This is a genomic window from Kribbella shirazensis, assembly GCF_011761605.1.
Classification (GTDB): Bacteria; Actinomycetota; Actinomycetes; order Propionibacteriales; family Kribbellaceae; genus Kribbella; species Kribbella shirazensis.
The window spans coordinates 3,084,332-3,104,702 of the sequence record NZ_JAASRO010000001.1; the positions used below are offsets into that span (position 1 = coordinate 3,084,332).

Annotated in this window: 17 protein-coding genes; 12 read left to right on the forward strand and 5 right to left on the reverse strand. The window is 68.1% G+C overall.

Features of this window, described 5'->3' with window-relative positions:
- Positions 1–125 precede the first annotated feature (125 nt).
- Both BJY22_RS15265 and BJY22_RS15270 read left to right on the forward strand, forming a co-directional pair.
- Positions 126–662, forward strand: coding sequence for a M48 family metallopeptidase (locus BJY22_RS15265; RefSeq protein WP_167207335.1), 537 nt, complete (start codon positions 126–128; stop codon positions 660–662).
- Positions 663–899: 237 nt separating this feature from the next.
- Positions 900–3,101 (forward strand): MMPL family transporter, encoded by a 2,202-nt coding sequence (locus BJY22_RS15270; protein WP_167207337.1) that lies wholly within the window; start codon positions 900–902, stop codon positions 3,099–3,101.
- Positions 3,102–3,155: 54 nt separating this feature from the next.
- Here the strand turns inward: BJY22_RS15270 and BJY22_RS15275 are convergent, their stop codons facing one another.
- The 3 genes from BJY22_RS15275 to BJY22_RS15285 form a co-directional block, all read right to left on the reverse strand.
- A complete protein-coding gene (locus BJY22_RS15275) occupies positions 3,156–3,812 on the reverse strand; it encodes a hypothetical protein (RefSeq protein ID WP_167207338.1) in 657 nt (218 codons plus the stop codon).
- 183 nt (positions 3,813–3,995) lie between these two features.
- Entirely contained in the window at positions 3,996–4,352 is a 357-nt protein-coding gene (locus tag BJY22_RS15280) for a hypothetical protein (RefSeq protein ID WP_167207340.1), read from the reverse strand.
- A gap of 6 nt (positions 4,353–4,358) precedes the next feature.
- Positions 4,359–5,720 carry a hypothetical protein gene (locus BJY22_RS15285; RefSeq protein WP_167207342.1) on the reverse strand — a complete coding sequence of 454 codons (1,362 nt, stop codon included), beginning with the start codon at positions 5,718–5,720 and terminating at the stop codon, positions 4,359–4,361.
- 288 nt (positions 5,721–6,008) lie between these two features.
- On the opposite strand from BJY22_RS15285, the gene BJY22_RS15290 reads away from it, so the two are divergent.
- The 7 genes from BJY22_RS15290 to BJY22_RS15320 all read left to right on the forward strand — a co-directional run bounded on the left by BJY22_RS15290 (position 6,009) and on the right by BJY22_RS15320 (position 14,062).
- A complete protein-coding gene (locus tag BJY22_RS15290; RefSeq protein WP_167207344.1) occupies positions 6,009–6,176 on the forward strand; it encodes a hypothetical protein in 168 nt (55 codons plus the stop codon).
- Between the two features lie 86 nt (positions 6,177–6,262).
- Positions 6,263–7,276 (forward strand): LacI family DNA-binding transcriptional regulator, encoded by a 1,014-nt coding sequence (locus tag BJY22_RS15295; RefSeq protein WP_167207346.1) that lies wholly within the window; start codon positions 6,263–6,265, stop codon positions 7,274–7,276.
- Between the two features lie 260 nt (positions 7,277–7,536).
- The gene (locus BJY22_RS15300) at positions 7,537–8,607 is read left to right on the forward strand and encodes a substrate-binding domain-containing protein (protein ID WP_337758718.1); all 1,071 of its coding nucleotides are present in this window, start codon (positions 7,537–7,539) and stop codon (positions 8,605–8,607) included.
- Complete coding sequence (locus tag BJY22_RS15305) at positions 8,604–10,097, forward strand: sugar ABC transporter ATP-binding protein (protein ID WP_167207349.1); 1,494 nt, start codon at positions 8,604–8,606, stop codon at positions 10,095–10,097. The genes BJY22_RS15300 and BJY22_RS15305 overlap by 4 nt, the downstream gene beginning before the upstream one ends.
- A gap of 1 nt (position 10,098) precedes the next feature.
- On the forward strand, positions 10,099–11,118 hold the full coding sequence (locus BJY22_RS15310) for an ABC transporter permease (RefSeq protein WP_238350369.1): 1,020 nt from the start codon (positions 10,099–10,101) through the stop codon (positions 11,116–11,118).
- A gap of 31 nt (positions 11,119–11,149) precedes the next feature.
- Entirely contained in the window at positions 11,150–13,252 is a 2,103-nt protein-coding gene (locus tag BJY22_RS15315) for a beta-galactosidase (RefSeq protein ID WP_167207351.1), read from the forward strand.
- A gap of 12 nt (positions 13,253–13,264) precedes the next feature.
- Positions 13,265–14,062, forward strand: coding sequence for a hypothetical protein (locus tag BJY22_RS15320; protein ID WP_167207353.1), 798 nt, complete (start codon positions 13,265–13,267; stop codon positions 14,060–14,062).
- A gap of 55 nt (positions 14,063–14,117) precedes the next feature.
- Here the strand turns inward: BJY22_RS15320 and BJY22_RS15325 are convergent, their stop codons facing one another.
- Positions 14,118–14,699, reverse strand: coding sequence for a CGNR zinc finger domain-containing protein (locus BJY22_RS15325; RefSeq protein WP_167207355.1), 582 nt, complete (start codon positions 14,697–14,699; stop codon positions 14,118–14,120).
- Positions 14,700–14,784: 85 nt separating this feature from the next.
- Here BJY22_RS15325 and BJY22_RS15330 point away from each other — a divergent pair, with 85 nt between their 5' ends.
- Entirely contained in the window at positions 14,785–15,936 is a 1,152-nt protein-coding gene (locus BJY22_RS15330; RefSeq protein ID WP_337758722.1) for an MFS transporter, read from the forward strand.
- Here BJY22_RS15330 and BJY22_RS15335 read toward each other — a convergent pair.
- Complete coding sequence (locus tag BJY22_RS15335; protein WP_167207359.1) at positions 15,911–18,166, reverse strand: FdhF/YdeP family oxidoreductase; 2,256 nt, start codon at positions 18,164–18,166, stop codon at positions 15,911–15,913. The two genes, BJY22_RS15330 and BJY22_RS15335, sit on opposite strands and share 26 nt — an antisense overlap.
- A 146-nt stretch (positions 18,167–18,312) precedes the next feature.
- On the opposite strand from BJY22_RS15335, the gene BJY22_RS15340 reads away from it, so the two are divergent.
- Both BJY22_RS15340 and BJY22_RS15345 read left to right on the forward strand, forming a co-directional pair.
- The gene (locus BJY22_RS15340; protein WP_167207361.1) at positions 18,313–19,041 is read left to right on the forward strand and encodes a 3-hydroxybutyrate dehydrogenase; all 729 of its coding nucleotides are present in this window, start codon (positions 18,313–18,315) and stop codon (positions 19,039–19,041) included.
- Between the two features lie 16 nt (positions 19,042–19,057).
- Complete coding sequence (locus BJY22_RS15345; protein ID WP_167207363.1) at positions 19,058–20,365, forward strand: MFS transporter; 1,308 nt, start codon at positions 19,058–19,060, stop codon at positions 20,363–20,365.
- Positions 20,366–20,371 lie beyond the last annotated feature (6 nt).

The following is a 20,371-nucleotide window of genomic DNA, read 5'->3' on the forward strand; positions in this document are numbered from 1 at the left end:
GGGGAACACGGTGTGAACAACCGGGGACGGTGGGATCAAGATCAGGGGCCTGACCTGCGAAAACGCCGATCCACAGGGTGTGCGCGCAAGAAAGTTGTCGGATTCGGGGGGTACATTTTTGAGCCATGGCCGACTCCCCACCGCGTCCGATTCCGCCGTACGTGGACATCCGTCGCAGCAAGCGCCGCAAGCGCACGGTCAGCGCGTACCGCGACGGTGAGCGGGTGGTCGTGCTGATGCCCGACCGGCTGTCCGCCGCCGAGGAGGCGCGCTGGGTCGAGACCATGCTGGCGCGGCTCGAGAAGCAGCGCAGCCGATCGCGCGTGTCGGACGAAAAATTGTTGGCCAGAGCACACGAACTCGCGTGTCGCCACCTCCCGGAAGTGCCCGAACCTGCGTCGGTGAGGTGGGTTTCGAACCAAAACAGACGGTGGGGATCCTGCACTCCGGCGGACCGGTCGATCCGGTTGTCGACTCGGTTGCAGTCGATGCCGGCCTGGGTCGTGGACTACGTCCTGGTCCACGAGCTGGCCCATCTGATCGAGCCCACCCACAACGCGAACTTCTGGGCGCTCGTCCGCCGCTACCCCAAGGCGGAGCGCGCCGAGGGCTACCTCGAGGGCGTCTCCGCAGCCTCGTCCCTCGACCTCGACGACTTCTGACCCGGCATCTGACCCGGCTTCTGACCCGCCGTATACGGCTGCCGGGGACATCCGATCACCGGGTGCGTACGCCGTACGGGAAAGGGTGGGGTGGGGTTTCCCCCAGGGGTGACTGGGGGGCTTCCTGCATGGCCGTCACCCGTCCCGGACAGCGAGGCTTCTTCCCGTAGGTAGCCGGTGCCACGCCAGGGGGCGCCGGGTGGGGCGCCTGAGGGGGCGCAGAGGGGCAGGGAAGGTATGGCCAGGGGACAGATCACGGTGCGGGCGGCGCGATGGAGTGCCACCCATCCGTGGCGGGCGATCGCGATGTGGGTTGCCGTCGTGATCGCTTGTTTCGCGCTCGGCTCCGTGACCGGGACCAAGGAGTCGACGAACGAGGGCGACATCGGCGAGGTGACCCAGGCGGACAACATCGTCAAGTCCGGGAACTTCGACGACCCGGACGTGGAGAGCGTGCTGATCACGGCGCCGTCCGGACAGCTCGACCAGGCGGCGGCCGCGAAGGCGGCCGGTGCGGTGACCCAGCAGATGCGCGGCCTCGGTGGGGTCGCGGAGGTTGCACCGCCGATGCCGTCGGCGAACAAGGACGCGCTGATCGTCCGGGTGACGCTGAAGGACGCGCCTGAGGATGCGGACGACGACGCCCGGGTCCAGCCGCTGCTCGACGCGACCGCCAAGGTCCAGGAGCAGTACCCGGACCTCCGGATCGAGGAGGTCGGCGGACTGTCGATCGGCAAGGCGCTCAACGAGACGCTCGGCAAGGACTTCCAGCGGGCGGAGATGTTCAGCCTGCCGGTGACGCTCGCGATCCTGCTGATCGCGTTCGGCGCGCTGATCGCCGCTTCGGTGCCGCTGGTACTGGCGCTGTCCGCCGTGGCCGCCGCGATCGGTCTCTCGGCCGCGGCCTCGCAGCTCGTGCCCGCGGTCGACGCGGTCAACAGCGTGATCCTGCTGATCGGTATGGCGGTCGGCGTCGACTATTCACTCTTCTACCTCCGCCGCGAACGGGAAGAACGCGCCAAGGGCCGCGGTCACGTGGACGCGGTCGAGATCGCCGCGGCGACCTCGGGCCACGCGGTCGTCGTGTCCGGTACGGCGGTGATCATCTCGATGGCCGGGCTGTTCCTCGCCCGCGACGCGGTGTTCTCGTCCTTCGCGGTCGGCTCGATCCTGGTCGTCGCGGTGGCGGTCGTCGGTTCACTGACCGTGCTGCCCGCCGTACTGGCCAAGCTCGGTCGCTGGGTGGACCGCCCGCGGATCCCGCTGCTGTGGCGGCTGACGGCGAGCAAGGCGCAGCCGAGGTTCTGGCCGGCGATGCTCAAGCCGGCGCTGAAGCACCCGATCGCCACGCTGCTGGTCTCCGTCACCGCGCTGCTCGCGGTCGCGTCGCCGGCGCTCGGGATGAACCTGAAGTTCCCGGGGACCGAGGACCTGCCGCGCAGTACCTCGGTGATGCAGGCGTACGACCGGCTGACCGCTGCCTTCCCGAGTACGGGCACCAGCCACGAGGTCGCCGTACGGGGGCCGGCGAACCAGCAGCCCGCGGTCAAGGCGGCGCTCGCCGAGCTGATGCAGCGTACGAAGGGCGACCAGCTCTTCGCCGCGGACGGTCTGGAGGAGCCGCGGTTCTCCAAGGACGGCACGGTCGCGACGCTGGAGGTCGCCACGCCGTACGAAGGCGGCAGTGACCAGGCGCGGGACTCGCTCACCAAGCTGCGCACGCAGCTGATGCCGGAAACGGTCGGCAAGGTGCCGGGGGCCGAGTACGCCGTCGGCGGGTTCGTGGCCGCGGACGTCGACTATGCGGCGCATACGCGGGACAAGCTGCCGCTGGTGATCGGGTTCGTCCTGCTGCTGACGATGATCGTGATGATGGTGACGTTCCGGTCGGTGGTGGTCGCGATCACCGCTATCGGGCTGAACCTGCTGAGCGCCGGAGCGGCGTACGGCGTCGTCACCGCGGTCTTCCAGAACACCTGGGCCGAGGGTCTCCTGGACTTCCGGTCGAACGGGGCCGTGGTGAGTTGGCTGCCGCTGTTCCTCTTCGTGGTGCTGTTCGGCCTGTCGATGGACTACCACGTGTTCGTCGTCAGCCGGATCCGTGAGGCCGTACTGCGCGGCGTACCGACGAAGCAGGCCGTGGCCGAGGGAATCACCGGATCGGCCGGCGTGGTGACCAGCGCGGCCGCGGTGATGATCGGGGTGTTCGCGGTCTTCGCGACACTCAGCACACTCGACATGAAGCAACTCGGCGTGGGCCTCGCGGTGGCCATCCTGATCGACGCAACGATCATCCGCGCCGTAGTCCTTCCGAGCGTCATGACTCTCCTGGGCGACGCCAACTGGTGGGCCCCCAAGTGGCTCCGCCCCAAGCCCGCCAAACACGCCGCCCCACCCGCCGCCCCGGAGGAGGAACGCGAACTCACTCCGGTCGGCTGAGCCAGCCGGTACGACGCCCCACCCGGACTGTCCGGGTGGGGCGATCTGCCGTCATCAGCATGCTTCGTGAGTGCTGTGGCCCGAGAGCGCCTTGCCGATCCGAAGGTTCGTACCCTGGCCCTCCAGGAACTTGCCGACGGTCCAGCGGGTGCACGTCTGGCCGTCCGGCCCGTCCTCTGCCTTCTGCGTACTGGTGAAGGACACCTGGGCCAGCAGGCGGCCGTCGGTCGCGGTGCTCAGCCCGAGCAGCGTGATCTCGGAGTCGATGGTGGAGCCGAACCCGGCAGTGAATTGCTTCCGGGTGAGGGCCGCCCGCGCCGCACGGGTGTGTTGCGCCTGATAGCTGTCGTAGTCGTGGTTGTTGATGGCTGTGAAATAGGCGGTCAGTAGTTCGACGACGTCCGCCGCGGAGGGGTCTTGGGCCGCCTCGGGAGCAACGGCGACCACCTCGTTGCCCACGGTGGGCACGGACGGCACGGGAGTCTCAGTCGGCTCGGACGACACCGGCGGGGCGTCGCTGGTCTCGTCCTCCGTCGGCGCAGGTGTCCAGCTTTCACTGGGGGTTTCCACAGGATCGACGGGGCCGTCCGTGATCGAACCGTCGGGCGCGATGCGCTGGTTGTAACCGCTAGTCTCGGGCGCGGCCACGGACCGGGTGATCAGGGCGTCGCCGCCGAGGATCGCACCGGTAACGACCGCGGCGAGAACCACGGTGGCGCCGACGAACCAGCCCGATCCGTATCCGGGCGGGTCGTCGGCGGCCCGCCCGAGCCGTGATTCGACAGCTTCGCCCTTGAAGGCAGCCTCGCACTGCGAGCAGTACTCGGCCCCCTCTGCCCGGCGAGTGCCACAGCTTGTGCAATAGACAGACATCGATTTCGTCCCCCCAGACGTTCAGAAGATCGCGGACACCGCCTGCTGGACAGCCGTCACCGCTCCGCCGATCGAGGCGATCGACTTGGCTCCGGAGGCGATCAGCTCCAGCAGCCGCAGGACCGACACCTTGTCGGGTTCCTCCTTGGACAGCTCACGGTCGGCGAGTTCGGCCACCGCGATGGCTTCGTCGGGCCGATCCAACCGCTCGGCGTGCGCATGCAGCAGTTCGAGGAGTTGCGCCATCCCGGCCCGGGCTTCGGTGAGCGAACCAGCCGATACGGCCGAGACGTTCGTCGCTGTGGCGCCTTCACCCGCGGCCATCGCACCGGCCGAGACCTGCCCGCCCGAGATCCGGATTCCGTAGTTCTTCTCCATGGCTTCTCACTTCCTTCCAGCTGCGTCGTTGACGCTCTGTCTGGCGGTGTCGGCGACCTTGCGGACCACCGAACTCGCGCGTGCTCCGGTCCCCGCGGCGACGCTGCCTGCGGTGATCGTCCCACCCGGGGCGACGTACACGCCGTTGTTCTGCATCGCTGCCTGGCGATCCGTCAGTTCGGTGGTGTCGATCCCCTTGGATTCGAGGAACTGCTCCACGGCCCGGAGCATCCGCTTCTCGATCACCTTGATGTACAAGGCGCTGTCGAGCTGTTGGAAGTACCGCTGGTACCTGCGATCGCCGACCGTCTCGCGGGGGCTCCTGGCAGCGCCGTAGTCGAACCGGAGCGAGCTGACGATCTCCCGCCGTTGCCTGGCCTGGTGGCGGGCCGCCGTCACCGGGCCGGCAAGGTGGGCCGCGACCGCGAAGGGAGCGCGGAGCACATGCCCCGGCGCCCGTCGCAGGGCGCGTCCTCCGAGCCGGATCGCCTGGCGCGCGGTGGGCTCCGGCAGCAGTCGGTCCACCTCCTGGAACTCGTCCCGTACCGGCCCGAGCAGGCAGTGAGTCACCTCGACGACCAGCTCGTGCGGCGCGACGACGAACCGCAGGAAGGTCGAGACGACCAGTTGGCCGTGCCAGCCACCGATCTGGACGGTCAGGTACGAGCGTGCCCGGTCTTCGGGCTCGACGGTCAGGCTCCGTACCAGCGAGCGATCGACCTTCGGCTTCGGCGCCGCCAGCCGCTCCGGCAAGAACCGGCGGTCGTCGCGGATGTCGCGACCGTCGACGAAGACGTGGTCGGCCATCGTGACCTCGCCTGTCCGCAGGTCACGCAGTCGCTGTTTGACGAAGTCGTGGATGGACAGCGCGGTGAAGGACTCGGCGGTGCGTCCCTCCGCCGGCCGGTCGATGTCGAGTGCGAACGACCAGGCGTCGACAGGCACTCCGCTGCCGACGAACGGCTGGTAGCCGCTGTAGACGCTGACATTGCCCCGAGCGGCCGCCGCGACCTGCGCGAGCCGTTCCCTGACGCCAGGATCGTTCGACGACAAGGCGTCCGGCTTGAACCGTTCCGGACGCAGGTCGTGTGCGACCACGCCGTACGTCGCCACCAAGGTCTCGCCGACGACGACCACCCAGCACAGCGCGAGCGCCAGCAGCACAACGACGTACCGCGTGGTGTAGGCGCCCCAGAATGCGCTGAACAACAGGGCCGTCAGCAAAACGTCGCGGACGAGATGTCGTTTCCGGGCCGCGATCGCGTGCAGAATCACCGGGACCAGGTCGACGCCGGGAGACGACGGCGGAGCGGTGAACTTTTCGTCCAGAATGTCGCGTACGACTTCGTCGGCGAGCCGGCTGTTCAACTGAACGGCCGCGCACAGATAACGGGTCGCATCCGACGGTGGCGATTCCCCGGTCGGTTCGGCATCCGCTTCGACCGGTGGAAGCGGCGTTCCGCACGTGCCGCAGTACGTGGCGCCGGCCAGATTGCCCGCACCACACGAAGAACATTTCTGCATTTGTATTTCCCCCTACCCTGAGTGAACGGTACGGCCATCCCCGTGCCGGGTCCAGCAATCAGCCGCCGCCGGAACAACTTGACGCAAGCGCTCGGCGGAAACCTTTCACCGAGACTTTCGCGATTGTGGAGAATGACTGTCATCGGCGACCGCGCTGAGGTTCTGGGGAATTGGCCGGGGTTGTTCCGGGGATCGGGCGGGGGCGAGCAGTTGTACGTCGACCAAATCCGCCCGGTCGAACGCGCACAGCTGCTCGTGAACAACGAAGACCCGGCCGCGCCGACGCTGACCCGTCGCTGAGCGTGGGGCCGGGGCAGGAGGTAACGTCGTGAGCGCCCCTGGATGTGGGCTGAGAATCGCTAGGGGTCGTCCATGGAGTGCGGATCATGAGGGACAACGGCGTACGGCGGCCGTCGGTGAAGGACGTTGCCCGGGAAGCCGGGGTTTCCTTCCAGACGGTGTCCCGGGTGCTCAACGGCGGGTCGCGGGTGGCGGAGTCGACGCGCGCCCGGGTGCTTCAGGTCGCCGCCGAGCTCGGGTACCGGCGCAATGACAACGCCCGCGCCCTGGTGACGAACCGGTCGAGGACGATCGGCGTGATCGCGGACGGATCGCCCCGCTACGGTCCGGTCAGCACGCTCGCGGCGGTGGAGAAGGCGGCGCGCGACGCCGGCTACAACGCCATCGTGACCACGATGAGCAATCCGAGTCCGGATGACGCGATCCAGGCGTTCAACGAGTTCTCGAAGCGGGCTGTCGAGGGGATCGTCGTGATCGCGCCACGGATGCCGATCGCGGATGTGGTTCAGGCGGTGCCGGTCACCGTTCCGGTGGTGCTGCTCGCGCCGGGCGAGACCAGTCATGACGGGTTCACGGTGTTCTTCGAGGACCAGGAGCTGGGCGCGAGGCTGGCCACACGGCACCTGGTCGAGCTCGGGCACCGCGACATCGTCCACCTGGCGGGTAGCCAGCACTGGCTCGACGGGCAGGTCCGGCTGCGGGGGTGGCAGGCCGAGCTGAGCGCCGCCAACCTCCCCGCGCCTCCCGTCCGGTACGGCGACTGGACCGGTGACAGCGCGTACGCCATCGGGCGCAAGCTGCTCGCCGAGGGCCTGCCGTCCGCGATCTTCGTCGCCTCGGACCTCATGGCGCTCGGGTTCCTCCGGGCGATCTACGAGGCCGGGGTCTCGGTTCCGCGCGACATCTCGGTGGTCGGCTTCGACGACAACGAGTTCGCTCCGCAGACCTTTCCGCCGCTGACCACGGTCAGGCAGTCCTTCGGCACCGTCGGCGAGCGCTGCATGGAGATCCTGCTCGGGCTCGTCCAGGGCACCCCGGTGGACACGACCCCCGCGGTGCCCCAGTTGGTCATCCGGGAATCCACCGCCGCTCCACGCTAGGCAGCGGTTCACCGAGCGCCGCGTCCGGCGGTTGCAACTTTTCTGGGCGAACGTTCGCCCGAACTGTTGACTTGGTCTAGGGCGAACGTTCACACTCCCGATGTGGTTCACGGCGCGGAAGCGCCTCCGAGGTCCTCTGTTCGCGGACCGGACCTCCACCGCATCGATCGAAGGAGCTGGTGAAGTTGCACCGTCCGCTAGTGGGCATCGTTCTGGTCGCACTCGCACTGAGTGCCTGCTCTCCGAGTTCAGGTGGGTCGGTGGAGACCGACCCCGGGGTCTCGTCCAAGGCGGATCAGGCCCTGGCCGCCGTACAGGGCAAGGTCCTCAGCAAGGGTCCGCACGGTGAGGACCCGGCCACGGCCGAGGCGGCCGAGCTGACCGACGCCGAGGTCGCGAAGGTCAAGGCGATGGGCGCGACCGCCGCCATCGTCATGCACTACGGCGGGAACGACTGGGCGAACGCCCAGGTCGCCGGTCTCAAGGAAGGCTTCGCCGAGCTCGGGATCCAGGTCGTGGCCACCACCGACGCCAACTTCAAACCGGACAAGCAGGTCTCGGACCTGGAGACCGTGATCACGAAGAAGCCGGACGTGATCGTGTCCATCCCGACCGACCCGGTGGCGACCGCCGGCGCCTACAAGAAGGCAGCGGCAGCCGGGATCAAGCTCGTGTTCATGGACAACGTTCCGCAGGGGATGACTGCAGGCAAGGACTACGTCAGCGTCGTCTCGGCGGACAACTACGGCAACGGCGTCGTCTCGGCGCACCTGCTGGCCAAGGCGCTCGGCGGCAAGGGCAAGGTCGGCGTGATCTTCCACGAGGCCGACTTCTTCGTGACCAAGCAGCGCTACGACGGTCTCCGGAAGACGCTCAGCGAAGACTACCCCGACCTGGAGATCGTCGAGTCGAAGGGCATCGCCGGGCCGGACTTCGCGGGCGACGCTCAGGCGGCCGCGAACGCGATGCTGAGCAAGCACCCCGACCTGGCCGGGATCTGGGCCGTGTGGGACGTGCCGGCCGAGGGCGTCATGGCGGCCGCCCGAGCGTCCGGCCGCGCCGACCTGAAGATCGCGACCCAGGACCTGGGCAAGAACGTCGCCATCGCGCTGGCCAAGGACCAGTTGGTTGCCGGACTGGGCGCCCAGCGACCGTTCGACCAGGGCGTGACCGAGGCGAAGCTGGCCGCAGGTGCGCTGCTCGGCAAGACCGCGCCGCCGTACATCGCGCTCAGCGCGCTGCCGGTCACCCACGCCAGCGTGCTGGAGGCGTGGAAGCAGGTGTACCACGTCGACGCGCCGGCCGACCTGCAGAAGGTCTTCAAGAAATGACCCCGGTCGTCCAGTTGCGGGACATCCGCAAGAGCTTCGACGGAGTACCGGTCCTGCTCGGCGTCGACTTCGAGGTCGGCCAGGGTGAGGTCCACGCCCTGGCCGGCGGCAACGGGGCCGGGAAATCGACCCTGATGAAGATCCTCCAGGGCGTCTACACCAAGGACGCCGGCGAGATCCTCGTCGCCGGCACCCCGGTCACGCTCACGTCGGTCGACGACGCCAAGGCCGCCGGGATCGGCATGGTCTTCCAGGAGTTCAGCCTGGTGCCCAGCCTCACCGTCGCCCAGAACCTCTTCCTGTCGGCGGAAACGACGAGCCGGTTCGGTTTGATCAGCGACCGTGACTCCCGCGACCGGGCGCGCCGGATCTTCGCCGACCTGGAGGTCGACGTGGACGTCGACGCGATGGTCGGCGACCTCTCCACGGCGTACTGGCAACTCACCGAGATCGCCAAGGCACTCGCCCAGAACGCGCAGGTGCTGATCCTCGACGAGCCCACCGCGAGCCTGGCCAAGAACGAGGTCGAAGCGCTGTTCGCACTGATCGGCCGGCTCAAGAGCAGAGGCATCTCGATCATCTACATCTCTCATCGGATGGACGAGATCTACCGGATCGCGGACCGGATCACGATCCTGCGCGACGGTCGCAGACTGCTCACCAGACCGCTCGGCGAGGTGACGCCGGCCGAGATCGTCGAGGGCATCGTCGGCAGGCCGGACGACGGCGCGCTCAGCTATCAGGAGCGCGCGTCGTCCGAGGGCGGCGAGGTGCTGCTCGAGGCGGTCGAGGTGTACTCCGGTGACCGGGTCCGCGGCGTCTCCTTCCAGTTGCGCGCGGGCGAGATCCTCGGCCTCGCCGGACTGATGGGCAGCGGCCGCTCGGAGCTCGCCCGGTGCCTGTTCGGCATCGACCGCATCGACGCCGGCGAGGTACGGATGCGTGGGCGCAGAATCGATCTCCGCAACCCCAGGGACGCGCAACGGGCCGGTATCGCCCTGATCCCGGAGGACCGCCGGGAACAGGGGCTGGTGCTCGAACACTCGGTCGAGGACAACCTGCTGCTGCCCGTCCTGCGCACGATCCGGCGCGGTCCCTTCCTCGACACGCGATCCGGCCGACGCCTGACCCGGACCCTGATCGACAAGGTCGCGATCAAGGGCGACCCCCGCCAGCCGGTCAGGCGGCTGTCCGGCGGCAATCAGCAGAAGGTGGTGATCGCCAAGTGGCTCGGCACCCAGCCCGAGGTCCTGATCATGGACGAGCCGACCGCCGGAGTGGACATCGGCACCAAGTCCGAGATTGTCGCCATCATCCGCCGCCTCGCCGACGCCGGGGGAGCGGTGATCGTCATCTCGTCGGAGTACCCCGAGCTACTGGCCGTCAGCGATCGCGTGCTGGTGCTGCGGAACGGATCCGTGGCGGACGAGCTGCGGCGCGCGGACATCCCCGACGAGGAATCCCTCCAACTCTCCGTCCAAGGACTCTGACATGGACACTGAAACGGACTCTCGCATGGCCGACCCGACAACTGTCCGACCTCCGCTGCCGACCTCCGGGCGGAGCGCGAAAGACCTCGCCAGAGGTCTGAACCGGATCGACTGGCGCCGCTACGTCATCTACATCGCCTTCGTCGCGGTGTTCGTGCTGTTCGCGGTCCTGCTGCGCGACGACGGATTTCTCAGTCAGAGCAATCTGCTGAACATCTTCCGGCAGACGGCCACGATCACCGTCATCGCGGTCGGCATGACGTACGTGATCGCCTGTGCCGAGATCGACCTCAGCGTCGGCTCGGTCGCCGGACTCGCCAGCGTCTGCTCGGCGATGGCGATCGCCCACTACGGCCTGGTCGCCGGGATCCTCGCCGGCCTCGCGGTCGGCGTCGTCGTAGGCACGATCAACGGCGGTCTGGTCAGCCGGCTGGGTATCCCCTCGTTCCTGGTGACCTTGGGGATGCTCGGCATCGCAGCCGGCGTCGCGCAGTGGATCACGAAGTCGGCACCCCAACCGATCCTGAACGACACCTTCAATCTCGCCTTCGGTGGCGGCGACTTCGGGCCGGTCCCGGGTCTGCTGATCTGGACGGCGGTCTTCGTCATCGCCGGCGCCGTCGTCCTGAACCGGACCCGATTCGGCCGGCAGATCGTCGCCACCGGCGGCAGCCGGACCGCGGCCGACTTCACCGGTATCAACACCAGGCGCATCAAGTTCCAGGTACTGCTCATCTCGGCGACGGTGGCATCGGTCGCCGGCATGCTCTACGCGGGCCGGCTCCAGTCGGGCCGGTTCCAGTGGGGCGCCGGCGACGAACTGTCGGCCATCGCCGCCGTGATCCTGGGCGGCACCAGTCTGTTCGGCGGTCGCGGCACCGTGGTCGGCACGCTGTTCGGCGCTCTGCTGATCGGACTCATCAACAACGGCCTGATCCTCGCCGGCCTGGAATCGAGCCAGCAGCAGGTCGTCCGCGGCGTCATCATCATCCTCGCCGTCGCCCTTGCCCGGAAGAAATAACCACACCCCCTCGCGGTGGATAGGAGCAGCTTTGTCCTCTTCAGCTGATGTATATCGCCCCATCTCCATCCAGAACGGCGCGCTGACGCTGCATGGTGAGGCGACCGCCCTGTACGGCGGCGCCGTCCACTACTGGCGGCTGGATCGTGACCGGTGGGATTCCATTCTCGACTCGGTCCGGCGGATGGGATTCACGATGATCTCCATCTACATCCCCTGGGAGGTGCACGAGATCGAGAAGGGCCGCTTCGACTTCGGCCAGGTGAACCCGTCGAACGACATCGACGCATTCCTCACCCTGTGTGAGTCCAAGGGTTTCAAGATCGTCGTACGCCCCGGGCCGCAGATCAACTCCGAACTCACCTACTTCGGCTACCCGAAGCGGATACTCGCGGACGAACGGCTGCAAGCGCGCAGCGCCAAGGGCTCGAAGGTCGTCCTGACCCAGGTACCGAAGCCGATCCCCGCCCTGAACTACGCCAGTGAGGAGTTCTTCGCCGAGACCGCGTTGTGGTACGACGCGATCTGCGCGATCCTCGCCAAACACGCCTACCCGAACGGCGGGATCGTCGCGGCGCAGGTCGACAACGAGATGGCGTACTTCTTCGGCGTCAACGCCTACATCGCCGACTACTCGGACGCCTCGATCGAGGGCTATCGGCAGTTCGTTCTCGACAAGTACGGCGACCTGCCGGGGCTCAACTCGGCGTACTCCGCGAAGTACTCGAGCCTGGAGTCGCTCGAGCCGCCGAGGCGTTTCGATGCCACCAGCCGGCAGGAGATCCCCTGGTACGCGGACTGGGCCGAGTACCGGGAGCGCTATCTGATCACCTCGATGGCGCGGCTCGCCGACATGATGCGGGAACGAGGGCTGGCCCGGATCGCCTTGTTCCACAACTATCCGCACCCGCTCGGACCCGGCGGAGCCGTCTCGGGGTTCACCGCCCCGTTCAACCTGGCGGGCCTCGAGGAGCATCTCGATTTCGTCGGCTTCGACATCTACTCGCGCAAGGAGCTCTACTCCCACGTCAAGACCATCGCCTCGTACGTCGTCGGCACCAGCCGGTACCCGTACATTCCCGAGTTCATCGCCGGGGTCTGGCCGTGGTACCTGAACCCCGGTGACCTCGCTGACGAGGAGTTCGTCACCAAGGCGGCCCTGATGCACGGCATCCGGGGCTTCTCCCGCTACATGCTGGTGGAGCGCGATCGCTGGCTGGACTCGCCGATCCGCCGTGACGGCCGGGAGCGGCCCGAGAAGGTCGAGATGTTCCGCACCGTCAACGAGATGCTCGAGGCCGGCGACTTCCGGAACCTGCGCAGGCAGGAGGACGTCCTGCTGCTCGCCAACAGGGAGTACGACCGGCTCGAAGCGGCGTCGGTCCTGGTCTCCTTCCCGGGCGACTTCCTGGAAACGCCGTCGGGCTTCTCGGAGTACGCCGGCGCGCTGACCGTCAGCGAGGATCCGCTCGGATTCGACGAACCCGTCCAGCTGGCCAAATCGACCTGGTTCTCGGCCTTCTCGGAGGCACTGACCCACTCCGGCTTCGGCTACGTCCTGTCCGACACGGCACTGGCTGCGGAGCGCTGGCGGCGCCACAAGGTGCTCGTGCTCAGCACTCTCGACTATCTCGACGCCGGCCTGCAGGCAGCACTGGTCGAGTACGCCGAGAGCGGCGGCACGGTGGTGATCGGGCCGAAGGCACCGACGTTGGACAGCACGATGCGGCCCTGCACCGTGCTGCAGGATGCCCTGGTGGATGCCGCGCCATTGGCGGGTGGGGCGTTGGAAGCCAAGACCGGCTCCGGGCGGATCATCCTGGTGCCCGAGCTGGACGCCGTACCGGCCACCGTGGGCGAGGTCTGCAGCCGGACCGGTCTGGTGACCATGACCGTCAACGACCCGGCGCTCGACGTCACCGTTCACCACACGGTCGGTGACCCGAGGACCAAGGTGGTCTTCGTGGCCAACCCCACCGCCGCGCCGGTCGCCGCGCAGATCGAGGTCGGCGCCGAGCTGGACGCCGTACGGGAGATCTGGGACGGACGCGATGTCCCCACCGACGGAATGACCATAGCCGAGAATCTTCCGCCCTACTCGATCCACGTCTACCGCTGCGTCTTCAGCGCCTGAGAGGAGCCTGCGATGCTTCACGAGAACGTCTTGATGGCCGACATCGATGTCGATCAGTGGCGAAACGCCCAAGCACTGCTGCTCCGCTCCGCCAAGGGATGCCGACGCCTGGTCCTCATCCACGAGGCCGGCCGGGTACTCAAACTGCGGCACACCCAGGCGCTGCCGGTTCGCGGTCCGGTGACCGTCGTCGAGGATCCTCACCAGGTCGCGAAGGACCTGTACGAGGCCAATCAGGACGACGTGGACTTCGTCGTCGTGATGGAACGCGATGCGGTCGACAGCTACTTCGCGCAGGTCCAGGACGCCTGGACGATCGAGGAGGATCTCGATGACTACGTCCGCAAGACGTACGCCGCGCTGGAGTCCTTCCCCGACGGGATCGTCACCTACCCCGGACCGGCGCGCGAGACGCTCGGCCTGCAATGGCGACTGGGCGCTTCGTACGACGAGATCCACGCGGCGGTGCGCGCCTATGTCAGGCCGCAGTCGAGTGTGGTCCTCGGGGTGGAGTCCGACGGTGTCCTGTGGACATCTCTGGTGATCGACTTCGACGCCGACCTCCGGGTCACTTCGGTCACTACGGCAGACCCGTCGCAGATGGATATCCACGGGACGTCGGCCGAGCTGGCGGAGAGAGTCGCCGCGTGGGCCGAGGAGTCAGGTAAGGCCGTGTCGTTGGCGCTTCTGCTGACTCACGAGGCCGCCACGGCGTTCCTCGCAGCCGCGGGAGCGCAGAAGTCCGAGATCCTGACGAAGTCGCTGGCGAACGGCGATGCCTTGATGAGCCGTGGGACGGCCTCCCTGTAGTCCTCGCGCTGGTCGCACCCGCCGCTGACCTGCCGTCGTACGGGTCAGCGGCGGGTCAGGTGGTGGCCTGGCGGGCTCGGTGGGCGGCGGCTTTGACTCGGCTCTGGCACTGGGGGGAGCAGAAGCGGCGCTGGCCGTTCTTCGAGACGTCGACGAAGACGCGGTCGCAGTTCGGGGCGTCGCAGACGCCGAGCCGGCCGGCCAGGTCGCTGCCGACCGCCAGTGCGAGGCCGGCTGCGCAACCCGCCGCCCAGCCGTTGGCGAGCTGTTCGTCGGGGCCGTGGAAGTGCAGGCTCCACGGACGGTCCTTGCCGCGGTCGAGTTGCGGGCGGGCATTCGTGTCCAGCAGCAACGCGTTGATCTCGGTCGCGGCCGTGTCCAGGTCGCCGGCGTCCGCGGCCTCGAAGACGATCCGCATCCGCGCCGCGAGCTGGACGAGCCGCCGCGCGTCGTCGGCCGGCACCGATTTCGGCGGGTGGCCGATCGCGGTCAGCGCATCCGCCACGGCCTGCCGTTCGTCGGCGGGTACGGCGTACGCGGCGCCACCGGAGTACCCGGCCGTCAGCCGGTTCACGTACTCGACCGCAGCGGCCAGCACGCTCCGGGCATGACTATCAAAAGATACTTGACCAGTCACGCGGACCTCCGTAGGCTCAGGGTTGCGTGACCGATCATAGTCATTTAGATAGTCATGGGGGATTGTTGTGGGTGCTGTGACCGCTGTGGCTTCTCCGTGGCGCGGACTCTCGCGGACCGTCTGGATCCTGGTCGTCGCCCGGGCGGTCAACCGGATCGGCGCGTTCACGCTCCCGTTCCTCGGCGTGGTGCTGACCGTCGAGTTCAAGGCGTCCCTGAGTGAAACCGGCCTGATCCTCGCGGTCTTCGGTGCGGCGACGATCCCGTCCCGGCTGCTCGGCGGCCAACTCGCCGACCGCCTCGGACGCCGTCGCACGATCGTCCTCGGCCTGACGGGCTGCGCGATCGCCCAGTTGTGGATCGCGTCGAGCCACGCCCTGTGGTCCGCCGTACTCGCGACGATCCTCCTCGGCCTGGCCTTCGAGATCTACGAGCCGCCGAGCCAGGCGATGATCGCCGACGTCACCGAACCCGCGGACCGCCCTGCTGCGTACGGCCTCTACAGCGCGGCCCTGGCCGCTGCCGGCGTTCTGGCCGGTCTGCTCGCTGCCGCGATCAGCCACTGGGACCTCCGTTGGCTGTTCGTCGCAGATGCGATCACATGCATGTCCTGCGCCATCTTGGTCGCGCTCGCGTTGCCGACCGACGTACGCCGGGAACGCTCGCCCGACCGTCCTGCGACCGTCTGGCGAGACAGCCGTCTCCTACTGCTCCTCGTCGGCGGCACGGTCTTCGCGACGATCTACATGCAGCTGGTCATCGGAGTACCGCTGACGCTGCTCGAACAAGGCCTGCCGGAGTCGGGCACCGGCATCATCCTCGCAGTGTCCGCCGTCACCCTGATCGTCGCCCAACGCCTGCTGCGCGTGCAGCACCTGGACGACTTCCGCGCCATCGCGATCGGCTACCTGCTGGTCGGCGTCGGGCTCGTGGTGACCGCGATCGCCCACAGCCTCACGGTCTTCCTGCTCGCCGCAGTCCTCTGGAGCCTCGGTGAACTGTTCCTCCTGACCCGCTACCTCACCCAGGCCTCAGGTCTCGCCCCGGAGGAGGCCCGCGGCCGCTACCTCGCGGTGTTCGGCCTGAGCTGGGGCATTGCCACCACGATCGCCCCGCTCACAGTCACACAACTCCTCGCGACCACAGGTCCCGCGGGGCTCTGGCTGACCACGGCTGCGGCTGCCGGCGTGCTCGCAGTACTCCAGCCGTGGTTCAGGAAGCGACTGGCTCCAGTCTGACGGTGAGGCCCTTGGCCACGGGGGTGTTGCTGCCCTTCGCGAGGTCGTCGGCCGACATCAGCACGTTCGTCTCGGGGTAGTACGCCGCCACGCAGCCCCGGGCCGTCGGGTAGGACACGAGCCGGAAGTGCGAGGCACGCCGCTCGAAGCCCTGGAACTCGCTGACGATGTCGACGTACCCGCCGTCCTGCAGACCGAGCTCGGCCAGGTCGTCCGGGTGGACGAAGACGACCTCGCGGGTCCCGTGGACACCGCGGTAGCGGTCCTCGAGGCCGTAGATCGTGGTGTTGAACTGGTCGTGGCTGCGCAGCGTCTGCAGCAGCAACCGGCCCGGTGCCGTCGGCAACCAGGTCAGATCGTTCGCGGTGAACTGCGCCCGCGCGTCGGACGTCCGGAACTCGCGCTTGTCCCGCGCCGCATGCGCCAGCAGGAACCCGCCGTCACCGGCCCGCAACCGCTCCTCGTAGTTCTCGTACCCGTCCGCGACCCGCCCGATCCGCTGCCGGATCAGGCTGTAGTCGTCCGCGAAGTCGGCCCACGGGATCTGCCCGACGTCCGGTACGACGGCTTGCGCCAGCCCGCACACGATCCCGATCTCGGACTTCAGCTCCGGCGCCGGCGGGATCAGGTTGCCTTTCGACAGATGGACGGCGCCCTGCGAGTCCTCGACCGACACCGACTGCGGGCCGGCCGCGGTGTGGTCGTGGTCGGTCCGCCCGAGCGTCGGCAGGATCAGCGCTTCGCGCCCCGTGACCGTGTGCGACCGGTTGAGCTTCGTGGACACGTGCACGGTCAGGTCGCACAGCCGCAGTCCGTGGTGCACGACCTCGGTGTCCGGTGTCGCGGACGCGAAGTTCCCGCCCATCGCGAAGAACACCCGGACGTCGCCGTCCCGCAGCCGTTTCACCGTCGCGGCGGCGTCGATGCCGTGTTCGCGCGGTGACGTGAACGAGAACTCGCGATCGAGCCGGTCCAGGAACGCGTCGGGCACCTTCTCCCAGATCCCCATGCTCCGGTCGCCCTGGACGTTCGAGTGGCCGCGCACCGGGCACGGGCCGGCGCCCGGCTTGCCGATGTTGCCCTGCAGGAGCAGCACGTTGACGATCTCGCTGATCGTCGCCACGGCCTCGCGGTGCTGCGTCAGCCCCATCGCCCAGCAGATCACGGTCGCCTTCGACGCGATGAAGCGCTGCGCCAGCTCCTCGATCTCGGCGCGCCGCAGCCCGGTGGCCTGCTCGACCGCGGGCCAGTCGAGCTCCGCGTTGTGCTTGGCGTACAGCTCGAAACCGCTGGTGTGCGACTCGATGAACGACTTGTCCAGGACGGTGCCCGGGTTCGCCGCCTCGGCCTCGATCAGAAGGTGGCCGAGGGCAAGGAACAGCGCCTGGTCGCCGCCGATCCGGATCCGCAGGTGCTGGTCGGCGAGCATGGTCCCCTTGCCGGCCAGGCCGCGGGGCTTCTGCGGGTTCATGAACGTCATCAGGCCCGGCTCGGGCAGCGGGTTCACCGCGACGATCGAGGCGCCGTTGCGCTTGGCGACCTCGAGGTGGGTGAGCATCCGCGGCGCGTTGGTGCCCGGGTTCTGCCCGACGATCACGATCAGCTCGGACTCCTCGAGCATCTTCAGTGTGACCGCGCCCTTGCCGCTGCCGATCACCCGGGACAGCGCCGTACCCGACGACTCGTGGCACATGTTCGAGCAGTCGGGGAGGTTGTTGGTGCCGTAGGCGCGGACGAAGAGCTGATAGAGGAACGCGGCCTCGTTGCTGGTCCGGCCGGAGGTGTAGAAGACGGCGTCGTTGGGGTCGGCGAGGGCCTTCAGGTGCCGCGCGACGACCTGGAACGCCTCGTCCCAGCCGACCGGCTCGTAGTGCGTGGCGCCGGCCCGGAGCAGCATCGGCTCGGTGATCCGGCCGAGCTTGCCGAGGTCGAACTCGGAGATCCGGTGCATGTCCTCGACCGAGTGCTCGGCGAAGAACGCCCGCGGCACCCGTTTGCGGGTCGCCTCCCAGGCCACGGCCTTCGCGCCGTTCTCACAGAACTCCGCGGTGTGCTTGTGCTCCGGGTCCGGCCACGCGCAGGAGGGACAGTCGAACCCGCGGTCCTGGTTCATTTTCAGGAAGACCCGGCCGGTGCGGACCGGGCCCATCGCGCGGAGCCCGAACTTGAACGACGACAGCACGGCGGGCAGGCCGGCGGCCTTCTGCTTCGGGTGTTCGATGTCGACCATGTTTCAACAATAGGTCCAGCTATCGTGACGCGCTGCTTTGATAGCCGAGGTTGTGGATAAGTGGCTCGTGGGGCTACCCGGCGTGGCCGGGATATGTGGTCCGATCCCATAGTCCCCGTGGAGCGGGATTCCTACAGTCGTCGGCCATGGAGACCCGTCGAGCCCTCGTCACCGGCGCAGCGTCCGGCATCGGCGCAGCGTGTGCCCAACGCCTGGCGGCGGACGGCGTCCACGTGGTGGCCGTCGACCTCGACCAGGCCGGTCTCGACGCGCTGGACGGTGTCGAGACGGTAGTGGCCGACCTGTCCGACCTGGAGCGGCTGGCGGAGCTCCCGACCGACGTAGACATCCTGGTCAACAATGCCGGCGTACAGCAGGTCGCACCGGTCGAGCAGTTCCCGCCGGAGCGGTTCAGCTACCTCCTCCGCCTCATGCTGGAGGCGCCGTTCCGGTTGATCCGGCAGACGCTGCCCCACATGTACGGCGCCGGCTGGGGCCGCGTGGTGAACATCAGCTCGGTCCACGGCCTCCGGGCGAGTCCGTTCAAGGCGGCGTACGTCGCTGCGAAACACGGGCTGGAGGGGCTGAGCAAGGTCGTCGCACTGGAGGGTGCGGCGCACGGAGTGACCAGCAACTGCGTGAATCCGGCGTACGTCCGGACTCCGCTGGTCACCGCACAGCTGGCGGACCAGGCGGCTACTCACGGCCTGTCCGAGTCAGAGGTGCTGGAGAAGGTCCTGCTCGAGCCGGTCGCGGTGAAGCGGCTGATCGAACCGGCCGAAGTGGCGGAGTTGGTGGCCGTTCTGTGCGGTCCGGCGTCCGCCTCCATTACGGGGAGCTCGTTCGTACTCGACGGCGGCTGGACCGCCCACTAACTGAGGAGCCCGCCACATGACGGCAACACAACCTGCCCAGACTCGTACGCCGATCGTCCGGGTGGTCGGCGCGAGTCTCGTCGGGACGACGGTGGAGTGGTACGACTTCTTCCTGTACGGGGTCGCGGCGTCGGTGGTGTTCGGCGACCTGTTCTTCCCGAAGGGGGAGGAGCTCACCGGAACGCTGCTGAGCTTCGCCACGTTCGCAGTCGGGTTCTTCGCCCGGCCGGTCGGCGGCGTGGTCTTCGGGCATTTCGGTGACCGCCTGGGCCGCAAGCAGCTGCTGGTGCTGTCACTGCTGATGATGGGGGTGGCCACGTTCGCGATCGGCCTGCTGCCGACGTACGCACAGGTCGGCGCACTCGCTCCGATCCTGCTCACAGTGCTGCGACTCGTCCAGGGGTTCGCGCTGGGCGGTGAATGGGGTGGGGCCGTACTGATCGTGTCGGAGCATGGTGATCCGGCACGGCGTGGTTTCTGGGCGTCCTGGCCGCAGGCTGGTGCGCCGGCGGGTCAGCTGATCGCCAACGGCGTACTGGCTGGGCTGGCCGCGTTCCAGTCGGATGCGGCGTTCAACTCCTGGGGCTGGCGGATTCCGTTCCTGCTGTCCGCAGTACTGGTGCTGGTGGGGCTGTGGGTGCGGCTGCGGATCGAGGAGTCGCCGGTGTTCAAGGAGGCCCATGCGAAGGCCCAGGAGGAGCCGGCGGAGCGGATGCCGCTGCTCGAGGTGCTGACGCGGTACCCGCGGGAGGTGCTGACGGCGATGGGCGCGCGGATGGCGGAGAACGTCAGCTACTACATCTTCACCATCGTCATCGCGACGTACGCGAAGGAGCAGCTGGGGCTGGGCAAGTCGTTCGCGTTGAACGCGGTACTGATCGGTGCGGCCATCCACTTCTGCGCGATTCCGTTGTGGGGTGCGCTGTCGGACCGCATCGGCCGGCGGCCCGTGTACCTGATCGGCGCGGTCGGAGTGGGCGTGTGGGCGTTCCTGTTCATCGCACTCGTCGACACCCGCAACTTCGCACTGGCGACGCTGGCTGTGACGGTCGGCCTGGTGCTGCACGGTGCGATGTACGGCCCGCAGGCGTCGTTCTTCACCGAGCTGTTCGGGACGCGGGTGCGGTACTCCGGTGTCTCGGTCGGGTACCAGCTCGCGTCGATCATCGCGGGCGGCCTGGCGCCGTTCATCGCGGTGGCACTGCTCAAGGCGTACGACTCCGGGTACGCGATCTCCATCTACGTCGCGGCCTGCGCGGTCATCTCGATCGTCGCGGTGACGTCGTACTCCGAAACGCACAAGCGAGACCTCACCACGGTCTAGGTGGGA